Here is a 20,786-nt window from a genome sequence, read left to right on the forward strand (position 1 = left end):
AGCCGGGCATGATGACCTCATGCCCGGCTATTTATAAAGGTGCGGTGGCCGATTAATGAAAATCAAGGATTATATCTGGCCGGTCATAGGCTTGGGCGCAGTCGCTGTTTCCGCATGGCTTCTCTATCGCGAGCTGCGCAGCATTTCACTTGATGATGTCATAGATAGTCTTTATGCGATCCGCGCGCATCACTGGCTGCTGGCATCAGCCGCCGCTTTGCTCGCCTATAGTTCGCTTGCAGGCTATGATCGTATCGCGCTGCTTCATCTGCGCCGCAAAATCTCCTGGCTTTTTATCGCTCTTTGCTCCTTCACCACCTATGCCCTTTCGCACAATATCGGTGCCTCTGTGGTCTCGGGTGCTGTCGTACGATACCGCGCCTATTCATCGCAAGGCATGCCCGGCAGTGAAATTGCAGTCCTGATAGCCTTCTGCTCATTTACCTTCGTGCTAGGCGTCATCATCACATCCAGTATCGTTCTGCTTCTGGAGCCGCATATTCTCATGCGCTTCAATGAGGAGCTAACGCCAGCGGTTTCCATCGCCATCGCGCTGGTCATGCTGGCTTTCATATTGCTTTATATATTCGGAAGCTGGCTGCAATTGCGCCCGCTACAAATTGGAAAATTCCGCCTGGAATATCCGCGCTTATCAGTCGTCACCCAGCAACTGATCGTCGCCCCACTGGAACTGATCGGCGCAGCCGGCATCATATACTTTGCGCTGCCAGAGGCTGGTAATCCGGGTTTTCTGATCATTCTCGGAATTTTCCTTGTCTCTTTTTCAGCGGCACTGATCTCACACGCGCCAGGGGGACTAGGCGTGCTCGAACTGGTCTTCCTCACCGGATTGCCGGATATGGATCAGGCCGATGTGCTGGCTGCACTGATTGTTTTTCGCCTGCTCTATCTTCTGATACCCTTTGCCATTTCGCTGATCGTGGTTCTTATCTTCGAGAAATCACAATTCGTCCTGCGCTGGAATGAAAAGCAGCAAAAATGAACCGCACCCGACGAGGTATAATTTTCACTATATCAGCAATATTTGAATTTATTTTTCTTATAACGTGCACTTGAACCATTATCTTGGAATATACCTCCCAAGGCTTATTCCAAGAGGAACTAACGAATGCCTGCAACATTGATTATCCCCGGTTACAAGGGGTCGGAAGCAGGCCACTGGCAGCGTCAATGGCTGCACGACGACCCATCAGCGATTCTTGTCGAACAGGACGACTGGCACTATCCGGTATTGTCCAACTGGATGCATGCGCTGGAAGCAAAACTCGCCGAAAGCCCCGGTGCAGTTCTGGTCGCCCATAGTCTTGGCTGCGCTCTCGTTTCGCATCTGGCCAGCCGCCCTGCTGCGGCCCATGTCGCAGGCGCGCTGCTGGTAGCCCCGGCGGATGCCGAAACGATGGCTCGCAGAGATGAGCGCTTCATAAGCTTCGCGCCGCTGTCGCGTCTAGAACTGGGCTTTCCCTCTATCGTGGTGGCAAGCCGCGACGATGAATATATGAGCTTTGCCAAGGCGCAAGCGCTTGCGCATATATGGGGATCCGGTTTTGTAGATATCGGTCACGCCGGTCATATCAATGTCGCGAGTGGCTTTACTCACTGGCCCGAAGGTAGCATCTTTACATCGTCCCTCAGTCGGGAGCCACTAACGCAAACAGGAAAAAGCTCTTTGGGGGAAGCGTGAATCAGGAAACGGACGCCGGAAGCTTTCACTCCTAGCTTCCGGATCAGGATTGATAATTCGATATTTCAGGAAAGGCGCGGCGCTCCAGTTCTACCAGAAACCGCGGTGCTGCCAGCACCAGAGAAAGTTATGCTCACCTCGCTCCAGCCTGTTGCGGCGCCGCTCTGCGATTTCCTCAGCATTGAGTTTCATCCCCGTCCAGGGCTTCTCAAGCCAAGCTGTAGCTGATAGCACGGCCTTTTTCATGCTTTGAGCAAAGAAACGCAAACTATGCATGCACCGCCTCCTGTTCGCACCGCCATTCCATTATCGCGTTTTGCCGCAATAGTGAACGACAGGTTAATTTTGAAGGCTTCTGCTCCAAAGTCAATATCCGACATAGTTTATCGAAGATTGCAGGGTGAAATATTTTGCGAGCACCGGGTAGATGCTCGCAAAACCATATCGCCTACACCTCGTAATCGGATACAGGCGTAATGCGGACCTTCTCAATATGGCGGCCATTCATGGCTTCGATCTTGAATTCAAAGCCGTCCGCAACGAAGCTTTCACCGCCAAGCGGCAAATGGCCCAGATGCCAGAGCACGTAACCGGCAAGCGTGGTGTAGCGGTCGCCGTCATCCACCAGATCACGACGTAAAAGCCCGCTCAGGCGGCGAATATCGGCAAAGCCATCAACAAGATAGCCACCCTGACCGTCAGATTCGGCTACCGCAGCCTCTTCATCCTCATCGGGGAACTCACCAGCGATGGCTTCGAGAACGTCTGTAGGTGTCACGATGCCCTCAAACGAACCATGTTCGTCCACGACCACAGCCAGTTGTACCGGCGATACGCGCAGTTGCTCCATGACCCGCAGCACATTGGCGTTTTCATGCACGACCAGCGGCTGCTTGACCACGCCGTCCCAGTCGATCAGCTTCTTGTCGCTCATATAGAGTAACAGATCCTTGACATGCGCAATGCCGGTAAACTCGTCCACCTGACGTCGCGCCACGACAACGCGTGAATGTGTCAGTTCCCGGATTGCCTGATGAATTTCGCTTTCGTCCTCATCAAGATCCAGCCACTCGATTTCATTGCGTGGCGACATGATCGAGCGTACGGGACGCTCCGCCAGATCCAGGACGCCACGGATCATCTCCTTTTCTTCCGGCAAAAAGACGTCATTCGCCGCCGTCTGCTGGGCAATTACATCGACCGTATCCGAAAGCGGTTTCTCATCGCGGCTGCCGCCCAGCAGGCGCAGAACCGCGCCTGCTGTGCGTTCACGCAGATCATTCGTCGTGACCAGTTTTTCGCGATTGCGTCGTCCCACCTGATTGGCAGCCTCGATAAGTACCGAGAAGCCGATCGCGGCATAGAGATAACCCTTTGGAATATGGAACCCGAAACCCTCCACGATCAGGCTGAAACCGATCATCATCAGGAAGCCGAGGCAGAGAATCACCACTGTTGGATGTTTGTTCACGAAATCCATCAGTGGCCTTGAAGCAAGCATCATCACGGCGATCGCGATAATGACGGCGATCATCATGACCGGAAGATGCTGAACCATGCCCACGGCGGTAATCACGCTATCGAGCGAGAAGACCGCGTCGAGAACCACAATCTGCACAATGACCTGCCAGAAGACGGCATGCACAACACGGGAGCTTTTCGGGCCATTCTCTCCTTCGAGGCGCTCATGCAGCTCCATCGTGCCCTTGGCGAGCAGAAAGAGACCGCCGATCAACATGATGATGTCGCGTCCAGAGAAGGAAAGCTCCAATATTGTCACCAGCGGCTCGCGCAGGGTCACAATCCAGGAGATCGAAGCAAGCAGCACAAGACGCATCAGGAGCGCCAGCGACAAACCGACTATGCGTGCACGATTGCGCTCATGCGGAGGAAGTTTATCGGCCAGAATCGCAATGAAGACAAGATTGTCGATGCCGAGAACGATCTCAAGCACCACCAATGTCACCAGTCCTATCCAGGCATTGGGGTCGGCAATCCAGTCCATGGACCAATCCATGATATGTCGGCTCCTATAGGTGAGAAAAAATAAAAATGGCAAATCCGCCGCAAACGGCTTCGTTCCGGGCCGAATCGATACGGTCCGGCCAAAAGAAACGGCGCTCGGCGGAAAAGCACGTAAGATCAATCAGGCCCAAGGCTCCCGGAGAGGGAGTGGGACTTCGCGAAGATGAATCGTCAGAACTGTCGTCGGGCATAAAGCGCGATCAACCTTCTAAAATGGCACGCAGGAAGCCTTTAACCTGCATCGGGTGCCGAGCTTCGATGAAACACTTGGTTCTTCTTTATTATTTGCAGACACGCCGCTCCCGCGCAAGAACATATGCTATTCAGCCGGAGAAATGTGAATGCGCCGCTTACGCTCGCGACGGGGTCGCGCCTTGAAGAACCGCATCCCAATGACTGTGATAATGATAGTCGCGATAGTGATGCCGATGGCAAACCAGAACATATGGTCGCCATCCATTCTGGCAAAAACGCCAGCGCCGCGCCCGGCAAGCCAGCCCGGCAGGAACATGACCGGTGCCCAGACAACGGCGGACAGCACATTGGCCGTCTGGAACCGCGTCTGGTCCATCGACATCATGCCGGCCACCATTGGCACCGTACATCGCACGGGCCCGAAAAATCGCCCGAGAAACACAGCCATGAAACCGTACCGACGAAACAGCAGGCGAGCACGCGCCACACCGCTTCGGTGCTTATTGAGTGGCCATTTGTGGATGATGTTGCGGCCCAGCCACCAGCCGATGAAATAGGAAATAATATCCCCGATCACGGCACCGATAATCGCACCTATAATGACCGGAATAGGTTCGACGATACCTGCACCGACCAGGCCGCCAATGGCAATCATGATGGGAGTTGCGGGAATGAACATTCCAATGATAGCGAGAGATTCGCCAAAGGCTATCACGCCTACGATGGGCCCCGCCCATGCCCGATGATCGGAAATGAACTGTCCGAGATCGCTGATTATGCTTTCCATTCCGTCCTCAAAATGCCGCAACCCGGATTACGAAGTCGCCTTGTCACCTTAGCCCACTTCAGATTTTCGGAAACGAGGACAATCCGGTGCATGCCCCCCGTCTGTATGCGTTCTACAAGCGCTTACAACATGTTCATGATTGGCGATTAACATAATTGCCGATCAAGTCTTTTATATGCTCAAGCATCCCAGACAAGCATCAATAATTGATGACAGGGCTGCGACATTTGCGGCGCTGATGATTCCGATCAAAGAAAAGCCGCTGATTCCCCTATTGCATCATCTGATACACGTTAAAACCGGCCTTTGAGAATATGGAAGCTGAGTCCACGACTTACAATGCGGTCGTGCAAAAAATACTTCATTAAAGAATCAAAATGCCATTGTTCTCCGAATGATCTGCATGAAAAGAACAGATACAACGCCCTATCGCATTGCCTGCGAGCGCATTTCACGGCTGATATAAAGGCTTATGCACTTTTTTTGTATTTTTTGCGGTTGCAGGCTGGACAGGCCGGAAAGAGGCCGGTATAGAACCGCTCACTTCACCGGGGCCGCTGCCTTGGTCAAGTGAGTGGGTGATTAGCTCAGTTGGTAGAGCAGCTGACTCTTAATCAGCGGGTCGTAGGTTCGATCCCTACATCACCCACCACTTTCTCCTTTTAATTAAAAAATTTCCGCTGATTTCCGCAAGGCCGTCTCGATGATGCGCGGCGCGGCGGCACCTTCTGGCACGGCAAAATCAAGAGAATGAAGCGGCCTGACAGCTTGGCCAAGATGCTCGGCCATGACTTCGTATTGATTCCAACCAAACAGTTCTTTGCCATAAAAATCCTCTACCCCACAATATGATGGATCGAGACAGGCATCCACAAGGTCGCTTGACGTGACTGCCTTGCTTGGAACGTCTGGCACACAAGAAAAACTGACCAAGGCCATGCGTCAGGCATGTAAGCAATCATAAGGATTTAGCAGTTAATAAGGCTCCTATCTAAAATCGATATAGCGTAACCACTGCGGTAGGACTATGAGTGCTTAATGATGTCCAAAAGCCGTGGTTACACATTCGCTCTTCTTGCAGTTACAATCTTCGCCGCCCAAGATGGCGTATCGAAATATCTCGGCACCCATTATTCGCCAGTGTTCATCACAATGGTACGATATTGGGCTTTCGCGGCCTTCGTAATTCTGCTCGCCATGCGTTCGGGCGGAATTGCCAAAGCCGCTTCAACAAAACGCCCGTTCTTGCAGATTTTTCGCGGCATCGTTCTGGCGGCTGAAATTGTGATTTTCATTTTCGGTCTCACCCGGGTTGGCCTGGCAATGGCGCAATCGATTTTTCAGGTCGGTCCACTGCTGATAACCATGCTTTCCGTGCCGTTTCTCGGTGAAAAAGTCGGCTGGCGGCGATGGACGGCGATATTTGTCGGCCTGCTCGGCGTGCTTCTGATTATCAATCCAGTCGAAGTCCAGTTTGACTTGAACCTGCTTTTCCCGCTCAGCGCGACAATTATGTTTGCCGTCTATGCCATTGCAACCCGCGCTGTCAGCAAATCCGATACGGCGATGACAAGTTTCTTTTATACCGGAATTGGCGGGGCCATAGTGCTGACCATCGTTGGCATTTTCTATATGGTTCCCATCGCCTCGGCCGACTGGTTCTGGATGGCCGCGCTTTGCGCCTGCGGCATAGCAAGCCATTACTGCCTCATTCAGGCCTACGACATTCTCGAAGCAGGCGAAGTGCAGCCCTTGAGCTATCTACAACTCGTCATCGGCGCTTTCATCGCGATGTTGATTTTTCAGGAACGGCTTACATGGAACATCATTCTTGGCGCCATCGTCGTGGTCGGCGCGGGGCTATTTTCCATATTGCGCGAGCGGCAACTGGCACGCAGCGCCGATCGAGTCCAAACGGGCCAACTTTAACATTACGAATAATTAATCGGCCCGTTCATATCAGGTTCACCTAAAATGGCTGAAGTTACCTTCACGTCATTTGACGGTAATCCTGTATAGAGTAATGGAGATCAATAATCATGCAATCGAAAACATTTTATATTGTTGCAATCGCTTCTGCTCTTCTTTCCACTTCCGCTTTTGCTCAGGAGAAAAATGGGGAAACCGCTGAAACTTCTACAACAAAAGCATCCATTACACAGGCAGACGGTGTAAAAGGCAAACGCGGCCCCGTCGACCTTGAGAAATTCTCCCGTATGGAACAGATCAAGGCAGCCGACACCGATGGCGACGGTTCGCTCTCTCGCGAAGAAATCGAGGCATTGGCGCTCAAGCGCATTGTCAGCCGCGCAGCCGACCGGATGGAACGTCGTCTCGATATCAATGGCGACGGCAAGGTAACGCTGGAAGAGATTGAAAAGCAGCGCCAGAAGGAATTCGCCGCTCTTGATCGCAATGAGGATGGCAAGCTTGATCGGCGCGAAATGCGGGCTGGCGGCAAGTTCCATCACAAAGGTGCACACGACCGCCACGGCAAGGGCAAGATGGAAAACCATCACCACAAAATGCAAAAATAATCTGATTTCAATAATGACCCCGGAATACTCCGGGGTCATTTTCTTTGTCAGTTACGCAGGCTCACTTTCAACCAAGCCTTGAAATACAGTCAAACGCGCCCGCCCAGTTCCGAAGTCAGATCGGCAAGCTCCTGCCCTCCTGCCATCAGGCTCTGCAATTCGTCTATATCGACATCATCCTTCATACGCGTTCCGAGCGTCACACCCCGGTTAAGTACGGTAAACTTGTCACCCACCGCATGAGCGTGACGGACATTATGGGTGATGAAAATCACACCCAGACCTCGCTCACGCACAAGATTGATATATTTGAGTACCATAGCGGTCTGACGCACACCGAGCGCGGATGTCGGCTCATCGAGAATGAGCACTTTGGCCCCGAAATAGACCGCGCGCGCGATGGCCACGCATTGCCTCTCCCCGCCTGAAAGCGTCCCTACGGCCTGTTGCGGATCACGCACGTCAATTCCGATCCTTTTCATTTCCTCGCGCGTCACATCTTCGGCAAATTGTGCATCGAACCAGCGCAATGGCCCAATGCCCTTTGTTGGTTCGCGCCCAAGGAAGAAATTGCGCATGACCGACATAAGCGGGATCATCGCTAGGTCCTGATAGACCGTGGCAATGCCATGATCCAGCGCATCGCGCGGGCTGTTGAAGGCAACCGGTTTGCCTTCAACAAAAAATGCGCCGCTGGTCGGTTTGTGCACGCCCGAAAGGGTCTTGATGAGTGTCGATTTTCCTGCCCCATTATCGCCCAACAGGCAATGCACCTGCCCAGCCTCGACCGTCAGAGACACGCCATTAAGCGCGATCACTGGCCCAAAATGCTTGACGAGATCACGAACTTCGATGATCGGTGTCCTCATGGCAATCCTTCCCTGTCACCGCTCGCCAGTGGCGCGCCTGCGAATAAAATTATTGAAAAGAACCGCGATCAGCAGCATTCCACCGAGGAAAACGAGATACCAGTCCTGATCGATCTGGGTATAGGTCAGCCCGATCAACACCATGCCAAAAATGATCGAGCCAATGAACGCGCCGATGGCGGAACCATAGCCGCCAGTCAGCAAGCAGCCGCCAATGACAGCGGCAATAATCGCCTCGAATTCTTTCTGAAAGCCTCGCCTCGCATCGGTGGAACCGGCATCCAGTACGGTAAGAATCGCCACGAGGGCAGCTGCCATCGCGGTACACATGAACAGAATCGTCTTAACCCGGCGCACTGGAACGCCGGAGTTTCTTGCCGCCAGAGCATCGCCGCCGGAAGCAAAAATCCAGTTGCCAAAACGCGTGCGCATCAAAACGAAGGTCGCAAAAAGCGCGATGGCGATGAACCATAAAACCTCGACCGGAACGCCCGTTACGGTCGGCAGGCCACTCGGAAATTTGCCAATCAGGTCTTTTTCAGCCAGCCAGCCGAAGAGGTTCTGAAAGGCATCGCCGGAAAACAGCCCTGCAAGGTAACTTCCGCTGACCGCTTCCTTGACGCCGCGCAATTGTGTGGCGCCACCTGTCGCCCATTTCAGCCCCACCAGAGACAGGCCCCGCAAAATAAACAGAAAGGCCAAAGTGACAATAAAGGACGGCAGTCCAGTTCTCAACACGATCTGCGCATTGACCGCGCCAACGAGAGCGGCAAAAACCAGTGTGAGAATGATGGCGACAGCCAGAGGCACCTGCCAGACGACAAGCGCAGCGGCAAAGATAAGTCCGGAAAACGCCACCATTGAGCCGATGGACAGATCGAATTCGCCGCCAATCATAAGCATGGCTGCGGCGACCGCCAGAATGCCGAGCTGCGCCGCCGGCGCCATGAAATTCATGATGCCTGCCGCTGTAAACATGGCCGGATTAGCCGTCGAAATGAAGAAAATCGTTATGAGAACAAGGCCCGACACTGCACCCAGTTCCGGACGACTCAACAGGCGTTGCAAAAGATTTGCGCTTCTGAGCCGTTCATCCCGCAGACCTGCCCCTTGCTGATCCGCTTTTCGAGGCGATTCACTGGCAGATGCCGGGGCAGATGGACGCGGAAAAACCGGCTCGCTCATTTTATCCTCCTCAAACGGATGCAGCACTTGATTCTGCCGTGCTCCCACAGTGCTGCACGGAAATTGCTGCCCTGCCCGCCCATTCATATGGGCGGGACTGTATTCCAAAGATTTGAAATCGAGTTTAGCGAATACCCTTCGCAGCCAGCTCGACCACCTGTTTTGCTTTGTCCTTGGTGATCAGATTCGGACCCGAAGGCACGTTTCCACCCGGCATCAGGCCATATTTTGCATTGAGCGCAAGAAAGGCCACCGGCAAATAGCCTTGCAAAAACTGCTGTTGATCAATTGCGAAATCCGCCTGCCCCTTTTCCACCGCCTCGAGGAAACCGGCAGACATGTCGAAAGTGGCAACGTGAATGCCTTCACGGCCGCTTTCCGCAGCCGCTTTCACCACCGGCTCACCTGCAAGTGTAGCGTTGAGCGCTAGAAGCGTATCGATTGTCTCATCAGAAGCGAGCGCCGCGCGAACTTTGGATTCGTTTTCAGCCGGATCGGTAGATGTCGGCAGAACGCTGACATCGCCAAACCCTTCCTTGAAGCCTGCGCAACGCTGATCGAGGGACACGTTCCCTACCTCATGATTGACGCAGATACCCTTCTTGCCACCCGCTTTCTTTAGCGCTTCCCCAGCTATCTTACCCGCATCGAACTCGTCCTGACCCACATGCAGCAGGGCACCGAGTTTTTTGGATGCATCTGAACCGGAGTTCATCGAAATGACCGGGATACCAGCCGCGACAGCCCGTTCGATAGACGGCCCCAGCGCATCGGCATCTGGGATGGAGACAACGAGGCCCTGCGGACTCTGATTGATTGCCGCATCGATCAACTGCGCCATCTGCACCATGTCGAAGGTTTCAGGAGCGCGATAATCGACCTGCACACCCGTATCCTTCGCAGCCTCCGCCACACCGTTCTTCACCACAGACCAGAACGGGTCCGACGCCTGACCATGGCTGACGACAATAATATTGATATCCGCCGCATGTGTCGCAAATGGTGCGACCATCAGGGCAACTCCGGCAATAGCCGATTTCAATAGAAGTTTCATGCATTCCTCCCTGCCCGGCACTCCCCGCCGGTTTCATTGATGTGCCCCCATCAATGGCCAGATCCTGTCCGGTGCGACCTCCCGTCGCTTGGCCCGGCAATTGAACCTGGTCATCCTCTTCAATAGAACGAAACAATCATTAGAAAATTTTCATAGAATTATAATTCCATTTATGCTCACTTCTGTCAATCATATAAGCATAGCCCGGAATTGGCTGTGGTTTCGCGGAAATAGCCAAAGCGGCCTCTCCGGGCGGAAAGACCGTGACAGATAAACTGCTCTTCAACTATTTGCTGATGCGCGCCTTCGGGTGCACGATAAATTCGCCATCGATATTCATAAGATGGGCATGAATATCATAGACCTTTTCCAGCAGTTCGGAAGTCAGCACGCTTTCCGGCACGCCGTCGGCCACTATCCTGCCCTGATCGAGAACGATCAGCCGTGTGCAATATTGTGCCGCGAGACCAAGCTCATGCAGGGATGCAATGACCGTTCGCCCTTCTTTCGCTAGTCGGGCGAAACTATCCATGAGGGCCAATTGATGCGCCGGATCAAGCCCGGCAATCGGCTCGTCGGCAAGAATGACCGGCGTATCCTGCGCCAGCACGCGGGCAATCAGAACCCGCGCTTTCTCGCCACCCGACAATTCATTGACCGGACGGTCGCGAAAGCCGCCAATATCCATACGTTCCATGGCCGCCTCGACCAATGCCGCATCTGCCGGATCCTCCCCGGCAAAGACCGGCTTGAGAGCGGAACGTCCGAAAGAAACCAGTGTCCTCACGGAGACCGGCCAGGCGACATCGCGCTCCTGCGGCAGATAGGCAATAGCCCGCGCCCTGTCGCTGCTGCTTATGCGATGCAGATCATGCCCATTGAGAGAGAACTCACCCTCGGCCTGGATACGGCCGAGAAGAGCCCGCAGCAAGGTGGTCTTTCCGGCCCCGTTAGGGCCGATCAGCCCGATAAAATCGCCTGGCCTCGCTTCAAAGCGAATACCGGACAGGACCAGCTTCCGGCCCAGCGATACATTGAGCCCATTTACGGAAAGCACACTCATACAAGCCGCCTGCGAAATTTAAAAACGAGCCACAGAAAGAACGGAGCGCCGACAATGGCTGTCAGAACGCCGAGTTTCAATTCACGTCCCGGCATGAGAACCCGCACCGAAACATCCGCCGCAAGCAAAAGTGTGGCCCCACCAAGTGCACTGGCGAGAAGCAGCCGGGAGGGACGCGCGCCGACAAGCGGGCGCAACAGATGCGGCACGACAAGCCCTACGAAACCGATAGCGCCTGCCACCGCCGTCGATGCACCCACACATGCCGCCGTGCCCACAATTGCCAGCATCTGCACGCGCGAAAGATTGACGCCCATGCTCGCTGCGGCATCTGCACCCAATGTCAGACTGTCAAGCGAGCGTCCAAGCGAGAAAAGCATTATCCAGCCAACCACGATAAAAGGCGCGGCCAGCATAACATGGGTCATCGAGCGGTCGGCGAGCGAGCCGAGCATCCAGAATACGATTTCCATGGCGGCAAAAGGGTTGGGCGAAAGATTGAGCGCCAGCGCGGTCATCGCTCCCGCAAGACTGGTAACTGCGACACCCGCCAGAATAACCGCCAATGTACCGGCATGTTGCCCGGCCAGCATTTTGACCAGGAAGACCGATATCAAAGCGCCTATGAGAGCCAGCAATGGCAAGGCGAGAGGAAACAGCACCGACAGCCCTGAATAGATGGCGATCACCGCTCCGAAGGAAGCCGACGCGCTGACGCCGAGCAGGCCCGGCTCCGCCAGCGGATTGCGCAGATAGCCTTGCAGCGCTGCCCCCGACAGCCCAAGCGAAGCGCCAATCATCAGCGCCAGCAGCGCACGCGGCAAGCGGATTTCCCGCATCACCAGAACCAGCACGTCCCCCTGTCCGGTAAACAGCGCCTTGATGCTTTGGGTGGGTGTGATGGAAGCCGGGCCTACCAAAAGCGATAATGCAAAAAGCGCGGTCACCAACAGCACGAGTCCGGATAGCAACGCATAGAACCGGGCGGTTTCAGTCACGCGCAGCCTCCGCAAGCTGGGCCACAGCCTCAACGCTGAAAGGGCCGCCGCAAACCGTAAGATTATCGTTCAGCGCCACAGCTTTCCCCTTTTGTATAAGAGCCCGCAATGCCGGATGCTCGAAATTCTCGAAAGCCAGCGATGGTGCCTGTCCGCGCGAACTGCGCACGATCATGTTGGGCTTTCCCATTACCAGCATTTCCAGCGGCAGCATCGCCGAGCCGCGAATGCCGGCCCGGTCCGCAAGATTATCAAGCCCGGCAAGCCGCACCGCTTCATCGATCAGGGTTCCACGCCCTGCCGTATAGCTGTTGGCATAATAAAGAGCGACGGTGCGCCGATGGACGGGCCTCTTTATTGCCGCAAGGGCTGCTTTCATCGAAGTTATCTGCGCACGAGCTTCCGCTTCTCGCCCCAGCAGCGCGCCCATTCGTTCCATATGTGCATAAATATCCTCGAAAGTGCGCGCTGGCGCGAATTCCTCGACACGCAGACCCAGTTTGCGCAAAAGCCCGACCGTAGCGCGTGAGGAGAATGTCCCTGCAAACACCAGATCGGGTTTCATCAGAAAAACCTCTTCCGCCTGCGCATGATTGAACGGCAAGAGCGCCGCCCTGTCAGCCAGGACCGACACAAGCGGATCGCGCGACAGACGCGATACGGAACGCAATTGTCCATCTTGCGCGAGCAGGATCGCAAGTTGATCGGTACAGACATTGATCGAAACGACCCGTTTGGGAGCCTCCTGTGCGTAAACGGCCGGTAGCCCATGCAGCATCAGGCCCGCTGCAAGGGCGAGCCTGACTTTCCATTTTGCCGACCGTTTCTTCATTCCTGTGGCCTATACAAATCAGAAATTACGTGTCAGCCCGATATTGAAGCTGCGCCCCGGCGCGATATAGCCCAACGTCGTCTCGTATTCCTTGTCGAAAATATTCTCTACCGAGAACTTCAACTGCGACTGCTGGTCGATCTTGTACAGCGCAATGACATCGGCGGTCACATAGCTTTCAAGCTTGATCGAATTAGCCGCATTGGTATAGCGCGAGCCGCCGTAAAGCACCCTTGCGGTCAGGTCGAGCTTGTCGATCGGAGAGAAATTGACTTCCGCGCTCGCCTTGAATCGTTCGCGATAAGGAAGATCATTGTCCGTATCTTCATCTATCGGGCGCTTGAGATCGATGGAACCTTTTGCGCCCCACCGCTCACTGAAACGATGGGAAAGCGTCGCTTCAAGTCCTCTCACTTGGGCGTGCGCTATATTATATGGCCGCATGAGGCCGTCTGCACCCGTGGCATTCGCGATCGCATCGCGCAACCATGTCTGATAAAAAGCCACATCAAGGCTCGTGTCGGCACTGGCCTGCCAGTTGATCCCCACTTCATAGGAACGCGACTTTTCCGGCTGCAGATCAGGATTGGCAAAGCCGGGATAATAAAGCTCGTTGAACGTAGGCGCGCGGAAACCCGTACCGAAAGAAGACCGCAGCACCAGATCCGGCAGGATTTCATAGCTCGCGCCGAGGTTATAGGTCACGACATCGCCGAATTGCTCATTATAATCGTAGCGGACCCCGCCATCAAAGCGCAGCGCCTCATATTCCAGCGAATACTGCCCGAACATAGCGGCCAGATCGCGCTTCGTCTCGTCATAAATGACGGTCGAATTCACCTTTTCACGATAGGCTTCCATCCCACCGGTCAGAATATGTGATAGCTTGCCGGTATCGAATTGTTTTTGCGTGGACGCGAAAACGCCAAAGCGCTTGGTTTCAAAACGGTCGGAGCCGGATTTGCCTTTCTGATAGTCACGACTGCTGTCAATACCGCTGCTCAATTCGATGGTAGAGGACCAATCCGCCGTATGATCGACGCGCGTGCCGATCTTGCCGGTAAAATTCGTGCTATAGCCTTCATTGGTCGAAAAACCATCATATTGGTTATGCCCACGGCTTAGAAGTCCATCAGCATAAATCCGACCCCATTCGAAATCCTTGCCCAACGCGAAGTTGAATGAGCCTTGCAGGAAGCCGTCGCGGTCGGGATCGTGGCCGGATTTGTCCGGCATCGTAAAATTATAACCCTGTGTGCCCGTTACAGCTGCGCCAAAGGCATAATCAACCCCGGCATCGCTGCTTCCCTGTATGGAACCGGAAGTATAACCGCCCCACGGGTGGGTGACGCCTGTTGTCACGCTCCCACACCACGGGCGATCGCCGCAGGCGCCACCCTGTTTGGTGATGATATTGATGACCCCGCCCATCGCGTCAGCGCCATATTGCGACGAATGCACGCCCTTGGCAATTTCAATACGGTCGATAGCACTCATGGGAATACCGGAAAGCGCGGTTGCGCCGGAGGTTGCCGAGGCCGTGCGCACGCCATTAATCAGGACCACCGTCTGCTTCGACGACATTCCGCGCATATAAAGATTGGAAGACGAGCCCTGACCGCCATTCGCCGTGATGCTGATGCCGCTATAATGTTGCAGCAGCGATTGCAGGTCCGGGGCAGCGGAGCGCTCGATTTCCGCATGGTCGATCACCGTCACCGACGATGTAGAACGCTGCAATGAAGTCGCGCGGCGAAGCGGCGTCACGACAATCGTGTCCAGAACAACGCCATCCTGTTCGCCCGCCAGGCTCTGCGCCATGCTCCCAAACGGAATCGCCGCCAGAACTGTCGAAGCCGCCAAAACGGATAATTTGAAACTTTGCATTTATTCCTCTCCTGCGCGCATATATTGCTTCACCGCAGGATCAGGAAATGGGCGCAAGCCCTTCCTTGTCCGGCGGCAACATTTGTCAATGTCACCGCTACGGACGGCCGCGCCTGAACACACCCCGTGTCAGGCATAGGTGACAGGATACGGCAGGTCTCCTGACTTCCGGGTCTTAATCAGTCCTCCGCCTTCCCGTCAGCATTGGTGCTTTCAGTGGCTTCGATCGTTTTGCGATCGCTGGAGGTTGACTCTCCGGTCACAGTTGCGGGGGCAGTCGCGGTATCGGTCTTGAAAGACCTCACCGTGTTCCCTTTTCATCCACTTGCATGTGGAACCATTTCCTCAGCGAGCGATAGCAAGCCGCCGAGGGATTCGCAACCGTCACGGCCGGGTTCATGAAACATTTATAAGAAAGCATGTTGCCTTGCGTCACAGGGCCTATTGTGGCGGGATGCACTTGCCCCAGCTTCTTTTAAGATATTGCGAAACCTTTTTTAATCCTGGGTCCGAAAGGAACCCCTGGCGAAACAAAATACTGCCCTTCACCTCAGGCACAGAGGCATTGAACTCAAGTTGCCGCCTGATCTCGTCGACGCCACCGCCCGCTTGCCAATCTGGCTCTGCCCTGCTTTTGGTTCCGGCACGATAAAGCGCCATACCGATATAAAGATCGGTCTTCGTGCCGCGAACCGTGTCCGCCCACCATCGAACGATGGGGCCGTAAGGCACTTGCTTGCGACCAAACGACCAATAGACCTGCGGCGCGATATAATCGATCAGACCGTCCTTGACCCAGCGGCGGGTGTCTGCGAAATCCCCGTCATAATTGGTCTTTCCCGCCTGTGTCGGCGAGCCGAGCGGATCGTCCGTCCCGTTACGCCATACACCGCCAGGACTGATACCGAACCGCACATTCGGCTTGATCGAGCGGATTTTCTGCGAAATTTCCTGCACCAGCGTATAGGTATTGTAGCGCCGCCAGTCATATTTACTAGTGAAGCTGGTTCCGAAGCGGGCGAAGGTCGTATCGTCTTCAAGCGGCGACCCGGACGTCTCGTAATAAAAATAATCATCGAACTGAATGCCGTCGATATCGTATTTTCGCACGACCTCAGCGGTAATATTCGTCACCCATTCCCGCACAGCCGGAATTCCCGGATCAAGCACATAACGGCCGGCGGACACGCCGATCCACTCGGGCCTTGTCTTGAAAATGCTTAGTGGGGAATCAGAAGAAGAGTTTTTCAACGCTTTGGCCGTGACTGGCTTATCGTCCATCGAAACGCGATAGGGATTAAGCCAGGCATGCAATTCAATGTCCCGCTTGCGTGCCTCGGTAATTGCAAACTGCAGCGGATCGAAGCCCGGATACTTGCCAAGCCTTCCCGTCAAATAGGACGACCACGGCAAATAATCCGATTTGTAGAAAGCATCGGCTGCGGGGGAAACCTGAAAAATGACCGCATTGATACCATGTTCCGAAGCTTCATCGAACAATCGCATCAGTTCCTGCTTCTGGCGCTTCACCCGCTCCTCATCATCTTCAATGCCTGAAGATAATTTTGACGGCCAATCGAGATTAAGAACCGTCGCAATCCAGCTTGCATGAAACATATCGCAATCAAGTGGCATGAATTTCCAATCCTGCTCCATAAATCAAAGAAAGCGGCTCCCGTTTTCCAGCGACATGCTCTATCGTCCAGATGGATTTGAAGTAGCTGTCCTGCCTCATACTTTAAGGGGGCAAAATTAAAGTGAGGATACCATGTATAAGAATATTCTTCTCACCACCGATGGTTCAGAATTCGCGGAACGCGGCCTTGTACATGGTTTTGATATGGCCAAAGCCATGAGTAGCAAGGCGACTGTAATGACGGTAACTACTCCTTATTCCGTTTCCGGCCTTCCCGGCGGCTGGACCGATAGCCCGTCTTTCATCGAGCGTTTCGAGCAGGAATGGAAGGAGTATGCGGATAACGCTCTTGCACGTTCACGCGCACTCGCAAGCCACGCGGCCATCGAAATCGACACACAACACGTCATTGCTCCCCATCCCGCCGCCGCCATTATCGAAAAGGCAAAGGAATTGCACAGCGACCTGATCGTTATGGCCTCCCATGGCCGACGTGGGCTGAAAGGCATGTTGCTGGGCAGTCAGACCTATGAGGTCGTGACGCGCAGCTCCGTTCCGGTACTTGTCGTCCGGTAGAGCATTTCCAGCGAAAATATAAAACGGTTTGGCATCTGGAAATGTGTAAGGACAAATAGATAAGCCATATCAGCCTGTTTCGTGACCCGTGGTGCTTTCAATATCGACACGGAAGAAGACAGGGGCCAGTTTACGCTGCTCGCCACCGCTGGTGATGGTCTTCGTGTAGGCTGGCTCCCACCATATTGGATCACTCTCCATCAGATTGACGATGGCGTTCTGCTCTTCTTCACGAACGATTTCACGATACTGGCCATTAACGACGACGCTTCGCCATTGCGTAGGCGAGATGATATCGTCAAACAGAATGCAAACCGCATCATTCTCACGCATACCATCTGTCTTCTGCCCCTCGGTCGTAAACGAATAAAGCGAGCCGCCGCTGAAACGAAAGCTTAATGGCACTACATAGGGGCGGCCTTCGTAAATATATGCCAACCGCCCCACCTGCGTATTCTGGATCATATCGCGGACATCGTATTCCGACATTTCCTTGATTATCATTACTGCGTCCTCGTTCAACAACAGCCTGATTATCTTCAGACAAACAGACGGCCCTCTGCGATCTTTACTGCCGTCCCGCCTATGCGTGCACCCGAAAGCACCTGCCTGAATACATCAAGTTCGAGGCGGATTCGCGACGGACGCCCCATCTCCATGCCCTGTTCGATCCACCATTGCGAACTGCCGTCCATCGGCTTGTCATTTTGCTGGATGACACCGGCAAAAGCAGCAGCAGCCGAGCCCGTCGCCGGGTCTTCATAGACATTCGCACCTGTTACGAACATGCGCGCATGATAATTACTGTCGAACAGGATCGTTTCCCGGCAATAGACGTATATCGGCAACGGTCGCTCGCTAACATTGGGCAGGCTTTCGCTCACATAGACCGGGTCGATAGAAACCTTGGCCGCAGCGATCAGATTATGCACCGGCACCAGCAGATAGGGCGTCCCCGCGCTCCACACTGTCGGCACATGGTTCTCGAAGCCGATCTCATGTGTCCCTAGCCCGATTGCGGCTGCGGCCTCTTCCTTTTCAACCTTGATATCCAGCTTTTCCGGCAATCGCGGCAGGTCGAATTCCGCAAAAGCGCTGCTGTTATTGCCCAGAATGACGCCGCACCGCACGATGCCGACTTTTTCCTCCAGCGTCACCAGCCGATCCGCCTCGTCGCCTGTCTTGCGCTGGCGGGCCAGAGAAACGGCAGCGCCGACCGTCGGATGACCGGCAAATGGCAGTTCATAGTCGGGCGTAAAAATGCGGACCATGGCCTCGTGCATGGGATTGGACGGTGGAAAAATGAAAACCGTTTCGGATAGATTGAACTCGCGCGCGATGGCTTGCATACGCGTATCCGTCAGCCCCTCACTGTCATGAACGACAGCCAGTGGATTTCCAGCCAGAGGGTTATCGGCAAAAACGTCGAAAATCTCATAAAATCGGCCGGATACACCAGCTTCGCTCATATTCCAGTTCTCCCTGAATATCGATTGTCTCCGCGTGCCTGTTCGATGATGAGCATAGTCAATTTCGTCGCGCTGTCATCTGTCAGTGCAGTTTGTCGGAGCGATTATGAAAAATGCCATTCGGCAAAAGCGCGGACATAGGAAGGAGCCGCTTCTCCCAGATCGCGAGCTTGGGTAAAAGGAATGATGTCAGCAAGCTCAGGCTGTACCTGCGATGAAAGATATGCCCGGATGCGCTTGAGTAATTCCACAGTCGATAGATCGAAACGATACCGCCGAAAAAGCGCGATGCTGCGATTGGCTGTCACCAGATTGGTGCAGCTTTCCGCCTGCGCCTCGCCAAGATCCAGCCCCGTTTCTTCACGCACTTCACGGCGCATATTGACCTCGTAATCGGCACGATCGCCCAAAATATCGTTATCATCGATGGAACCGGCAGGAAAATAAACGCGGCCCCCCACTGCATTATGATCGGCCATACGCGCGGCAATCAGATGCCCTTCCGCCGAAACGATGACACCCGCGCCAAATATATGCCATGGTCTTTCCTGCACCGGGTCACGCCGCCAATACATCAAGGTAGCAAAGCTGGTGCGCTGGAACCCCGCACGAAACACGCCTCCTTCAAGCTCAGCCTCGGGCGCCAGATATATTTCGCCATCGAACAGCGTCGGATTGGCGGTGCATTCCCTGTCCCAGTTCTGCGCGATATCCTTTCTGTTGTTGTGGGCATAGGCCAGAGCGCCGGGCCGAACCCTGACATCCACGCGGTCGACCACGTAAACAGTGTTTTCTTTCACATGCCGCATTGGTCGCTTCCCTTGGAGAATCGTCAGAAAACTGTTCTCACACAATATTCAACGTCACCGCCACCGGGCAATGATCGCTGGCCTTTGGCCGATCCCAGCCAGTGCGCGGATAGCGGTCCACCTCCTGTCCGGGAGGAAAAATAGTGCGCCATGGCTGACCACGGCGAATAATCTGCGGAATGGCTTTTTCATTCCTGTCCGCAAAAGAAGGCGATGCCAGAACATAGTCGAGCTGGCAAAGATGCCGCTCCTGCGGCCCGCGCGTGTGATAAAGCGTCCAGCGATCCATAACCGGGCGGCGGTCCACGAGGTTGACGGCGAAACCGTCCGCAAGCAAGGTGTCGAGCGCACTTGTTTCTTCGGTGACAGGCGTGAACGTGTAGCCGTTCCACTCATCGCCATCGATAACGAGCCGCTCTCGATAATCGTTGAAATCTCCACAGATAAGCCAGCGTTTTCCGGCGGTACGCCCTGCCCCGAACCTGTCTTCGATAATGCGCCGAATTGCACGGGTTTCCGCTTGTCGAACCGGCAATGATGAGGTTCGCCCGTCAAAACCGTTACGCGCGCCGGTCATCGATTTCAGATGGACCACAAAGAGCGATAGGCGCTTGCCCGCAACGCGCAGATCCAGCTCCAGACAATCTCGCTTGAAAATGCGGTCATGCGGCTCCAGCCCAAGCTCGGCCAGCACCGGCTCATAGAGGTCGAGATCGCTATAGGTCAGATGAGCGTGGCTCGTCACCTCCAGCACTTCGATCGGCTGGCCGTCGCGCGTCGTGTCGCGCACCATCACTGCCACATCGATGCCCCGGCTATCATTGCCGTCGACAAGATATTTATTGCGATAGCCATGGCCGATCATCTTGAAAAGATAGCCATATTCAAAAGCATTCAGCGCCGCGAGATTATCAACTTCCTGCAAACAAAGAATATCAGCGCGGCTTTCCGCAATAGCCAGTGCGGTCATCTGGCGCGTATCGTCCGCATGGGCGATGGCGCGCGCCTGCTCCAGCAGGCGATATTGCGTTTCATCGCCGATTTCAAACAGTTTGAGCGTGCGATCCTGATGCAATTCATTGCGAAAGCCGGAAAAGTCAAACCGGCGCATCAGATTTTCGACATTAAATGTAGCTATTGTAAACATTCCCTCGCAATCTTG

Annotated in this window: 21 protein-coding genes, 1 tRNA gene and 1 riboswitch; of the genes, 6 read left to right on the top strand and 16 right to left on the bottom strand. The window is 54.4% G+C overall.

The features are described 5' to 3' along the window. The first annotated feature begins 55 nt into the window (after positions 1-55). Together KUG47_RS10185 and KUG47_RS10190 are read left to right on the top strand one after the other, a co-directional pair. Positions 56-1,003 (top strand): lysylphosphatidylglycerol synthase domain-containing protein, encoded by a 948-nt coding sequence (locus tag KUG47_RS10185; RefSeq protein WP_217677865.1) that lies wholly within the window; start codon positions 56-58, stop codon positions 1,001-1,003. A 126-nt stretch (positions 1,004-1,129) separates the two neighbouring features. Beyond that, the gene (locus KUG47_RS10190) at positions 1,130-1,702 is read left to right on the top strand and encodes an alpha/beta hydrolase (protein WP_217677866.1); all 573 of its coding nucleotides are present in this window, start codon (positions 1,130-1,132) and stop codon (positions 1,700-1,702) included. A gap of 90 nt (positions 1,703-1,792) precedes the next feature. On the opposite strand, the gene KUG47_RS10195 is transcribed toward KUG47_RS10190, so the two are convergent. From KUG47_RS10195 to KUG47_RS10205, 3 genes are all read right to left on the bottom strand, one after another. Further along, positions 1,793-1,978 (bottom strand): hypothetical protein, encoded by a 186-nt coding sequence (locus KUG47_RS10195; RefSeq protein WP_217677867.1) that lies wholly within the window; start codon positions 1,976-1,978, stop codon positions 1,793-1,795. Between the two features lie 172 nt (positions 1,979-2,150). Continuing rightward, complete coding sequence (locus KUG47_RS10200; protein ID WP_217677868.1) at positions 2,151-3,719, bottom strand: TerC family protein; 1,569 nt, start codon at positions 3,717-3,719, stop codon at positions 2,151-2,153. A gap of 327 nt (positions 3,720-4,046) precedes the next feature. Then, positions 4,047-4,709, bottom strand: coding sequence for a DedA family protein (locus tag KUG47_RS10205; RefSeq protein ID WP_217677869.1), 663 nt, complete (start codon positions 4,707-4,709; stop codon positions 4,047-4,049). A gap of 576 nt (positions 4,710-5,285) precedes the next feature. On the opposite strand from KUG47_RS10205, the gene KUG47_RS10210 reads away from it, so the two are divergent. Next, positions 5,286-5,361: transfer RNA gene (locus tag KUG47_RS10210), tRNA-Lys, on the top strand. Positions 5,362-5,375: 14 nt separating this feature from the next. On the opposite strand, the gene KUG47_RS10215 is transcribed toward KUG47_RS10210, so the two are convergent. Further along, positions 5,376-5,648 carry a hypothetical protein gene (locus KUG47_RS10215; RefSeq protein ID WP_217677870.1) on the bottom strand — a complete coding sequence of 91 codons (273 nt, stop codon included), beginning with the start codon at positions 5,646-5,648 and terminating at the stop codon, positions 5,376-5,378. Between the two features lie 99 nt (positions 5,649-5,747). Between KUG47_RS10215 and KUG47_RS10220 the strand changes: the two genes are divergently transcribed. Together KUG47_RS10220 and KUG47_RS10225 are read left to right on the top strand one after the other, a co-directional pair. Beyond that, positions 5,748-6,638, top strand: a complete 891-nt coding sequence (locus KUG47_RS10220; RefSeq protein ID WP_217677871.1) for a DMT family transporter — start codon at positions 5,748-5,750, stop codon at positions 6,636-6,638. A gap of 110 nt (positions 6,639-6,748) precedes the next feature. Beyond that, entirely contained in the window at positions 6,749-7,246 is a 498-nt protein-coding gene (locus KUG47_RS10225) for an EF-hand domain-containing protein (protein ID WP_217677872.1), read from the top strand. Between the two features lie 89 nt (positions 7,247-7,335). Here the strand turns inward: KUG47_RS10225 and KUG47_RS10230 are convergent, their stop codons facing one another. The 8 genes from KUG47_RS10230 to KUG47_RS10265 all read right to left on the bottom strand — a co-directional run bounded on the left by KUG47_RS10230 (position 7,336) and on the right by KUG47_RS10265 (position 16,769). Further along, positions 7,336-8,115, bottom strand: coding sequence for an ATP-binding cassette domain-containing protein (locus KUG47_RS10230; protein WP_217677873.1), 780 nt, complete (start codon positions 8,113-8,115; stop codon positions 7,336-7,338). 15 nt (positions 8,116-8,130) lie between these two features. Next, complete coding sequence (locus tag KUG47_RS10235) at positions 8,131-9,300, bottom strand: ABC transporter permease (RefSeq protein ID WP_254799498.1); 1,170 nt, start codon at positions 9,298-9,300, stop codon at positions 8,131-8,133. Positions 9,301-9,424: 124 nt separating this feature from the next. After that, positions 9,425-10,354, bottom strand: a complete 930-nt coding sequence (locus tag KUG47_RS10240) for a sugar ABC transporter substrate-binding protein (RefSeq protein ID WP_217677874.1) — start codon at positions 10,352-10,354, stop codon at positions 9,425-9,427. A gap of 286 nt (positions 10,355-10,640) precedes the next feature. Further along, positions 10,641-11,417 (bottom strand): ABC transporter ATP-binding protein, encoded by a 777-nt coding sequence (locus KUG47_RS10245; protein ID WP_217677875.1) that lies wholly within the window; start codon positions 11,415-11,417, stop codon positions 10,641-10,643. Continuing rightward, a complete protein-coding gene (locus tag KUG47_RS10250) occupies positions 11,414-12,415 on the bottom strand; it encodes a FecCD family ABC transporter permease (protein WP_217677876.1) in 1,002 nt (333 codons plus the stop codon). Before KUG47_RS10250 ends, KUG47_RS10245 begins: the two co-directional genes overlap by 4 nt. Then, positions 12,408-13,247 carry an ABC transporter substrate-binding protein gene (locus KUG47_RS10255; RefSeq protein WP_217677877.1) on the bottom strand — a complete coding sequence of 280 codons (840 nt, stop codon included), beginning with the start codon at positions 13,245-13,247 and terminating at the stop codon, positions 12,408-12,410. The genes KUG47_RS10250 and KUG47_RS10255 overlap by 8 nt, the downstream gene beginning before the upstream one ends. A gap of 18 nt (positions 13,248-13,265) precedes the next feature. Next, positions 13,266-15,134, bottom strand: a complete 1,869-nt coding sequence (locus tag KUG47_RS10260; protein WP_217677878.1) for a TonB-dependent receptor domain-containing protein — start codon at positions 15,132-15,134, stop codon at positions 13,266-13,268. Between the two features lie 134 nt (positions 15,135-15,268). Continuing rightward, positions 15,269-15,491: riboswitch (cobalamin riboswitch) on the bottom strand. A gap of 84 nt (positions 15,492-15,575) precedes the next feature. Further along, positions 15,576-16,769 (bottom strand): glycoside hydrolase family 10-like protein, encoded by a 1,194-nt coding sequence (locus tag KUG47_RS10265; protein ID WP_217677879.1) that lies wholly within the window; start codon positions 16,767-16,769, stop codon positions 15,576-15,578. 133 nt (positions 16,770-16,902) lie between these two features. Here KUG47_RS10265 and KUG47_RS10270 point away from each other — a divergent pair, with 133 nt between their 5' ends. Further along, positions 16,903-17,346, top strand: coding sequence for a universal stress protein (locus KUG47_RS10270; RefSeq protein ID WP_217677880.1), 444 nt, complete (start codon positions 16,903-16,905; stop codon positions 17,344-17,346). 69 nt (positions 17,347-17,415) lie between these two features. Here the strand turns inward: KUG47_RS10270 and KUG47_RS10275 are convergent, their stop codons facing one another. The 4 genes from KUG47_RS10275 to KUG47_RS10290 form a co-directional block, all read right to left on the bottom strand. Continuing rightward, complete coding sequence (locus tag KUG47_RS10275; protein ID WP_217677881.1) at positions 17,416-17,850, bottom strand: pyridoxamine 5'-phosphate oxidase family protein; 435 nt, start codon at positions 17,848-17,850, stop codon at positions 17,416-17,418. 35 nt (positions 17,851-17,885) lie between these two features. Next, complete coding sequence (locus tag KUG47_RS10280) at positions 17,886-18,815, bottom strand: PhzF family phenazine biosynthesis protein (RefSeq protein WP_217677882.1); 930 nt, start codon at positions 18,813-18,815, stop codon at positions 17,886-17,888. Between the two features lie 104 nt (positions 18,816-18,919). Next, positions 18,920-19,624, bottom strand: coding sequence for an NUDIX hydrolase (locus KUG47_RS10285; RefSeq protein ID WP_217677883.1), 705 nt, complete (start codon positions 19,622-19,624; stop codon positions 18,920-18,922). A gap of 37 nt (positions 19,625-19,661) precedes the next feature. Beyond that, the gene (locus tag KUG47_RS10290; RefSeq protein ID WP_217677884.1) at positions 19,662-20,771 is read right to left on the bottom strand and encodes an endonuclease/exonuclease/phosphatase family protein; all 1,110 of its coding nucleotides are present in this window, start codon (positions 20,769-20,771) and stop codon (positions 19,662-19,664) included. Between the last annotated feature and the right edge of the window lie 15 nt (positions 20,772-20,786).

The sequence above is a fragment of the Falsochrobactrum tianjinense genome (assembly GCF_019100495.1).
In the GTDB taxonomy this organism is placed as follows: domain Bacteria; phylum Pseudomonadota; class Alphaproteobacteria; order Rhizobiales; family Rhizobiaceae; genus Brucella; species Brucella tianjinense.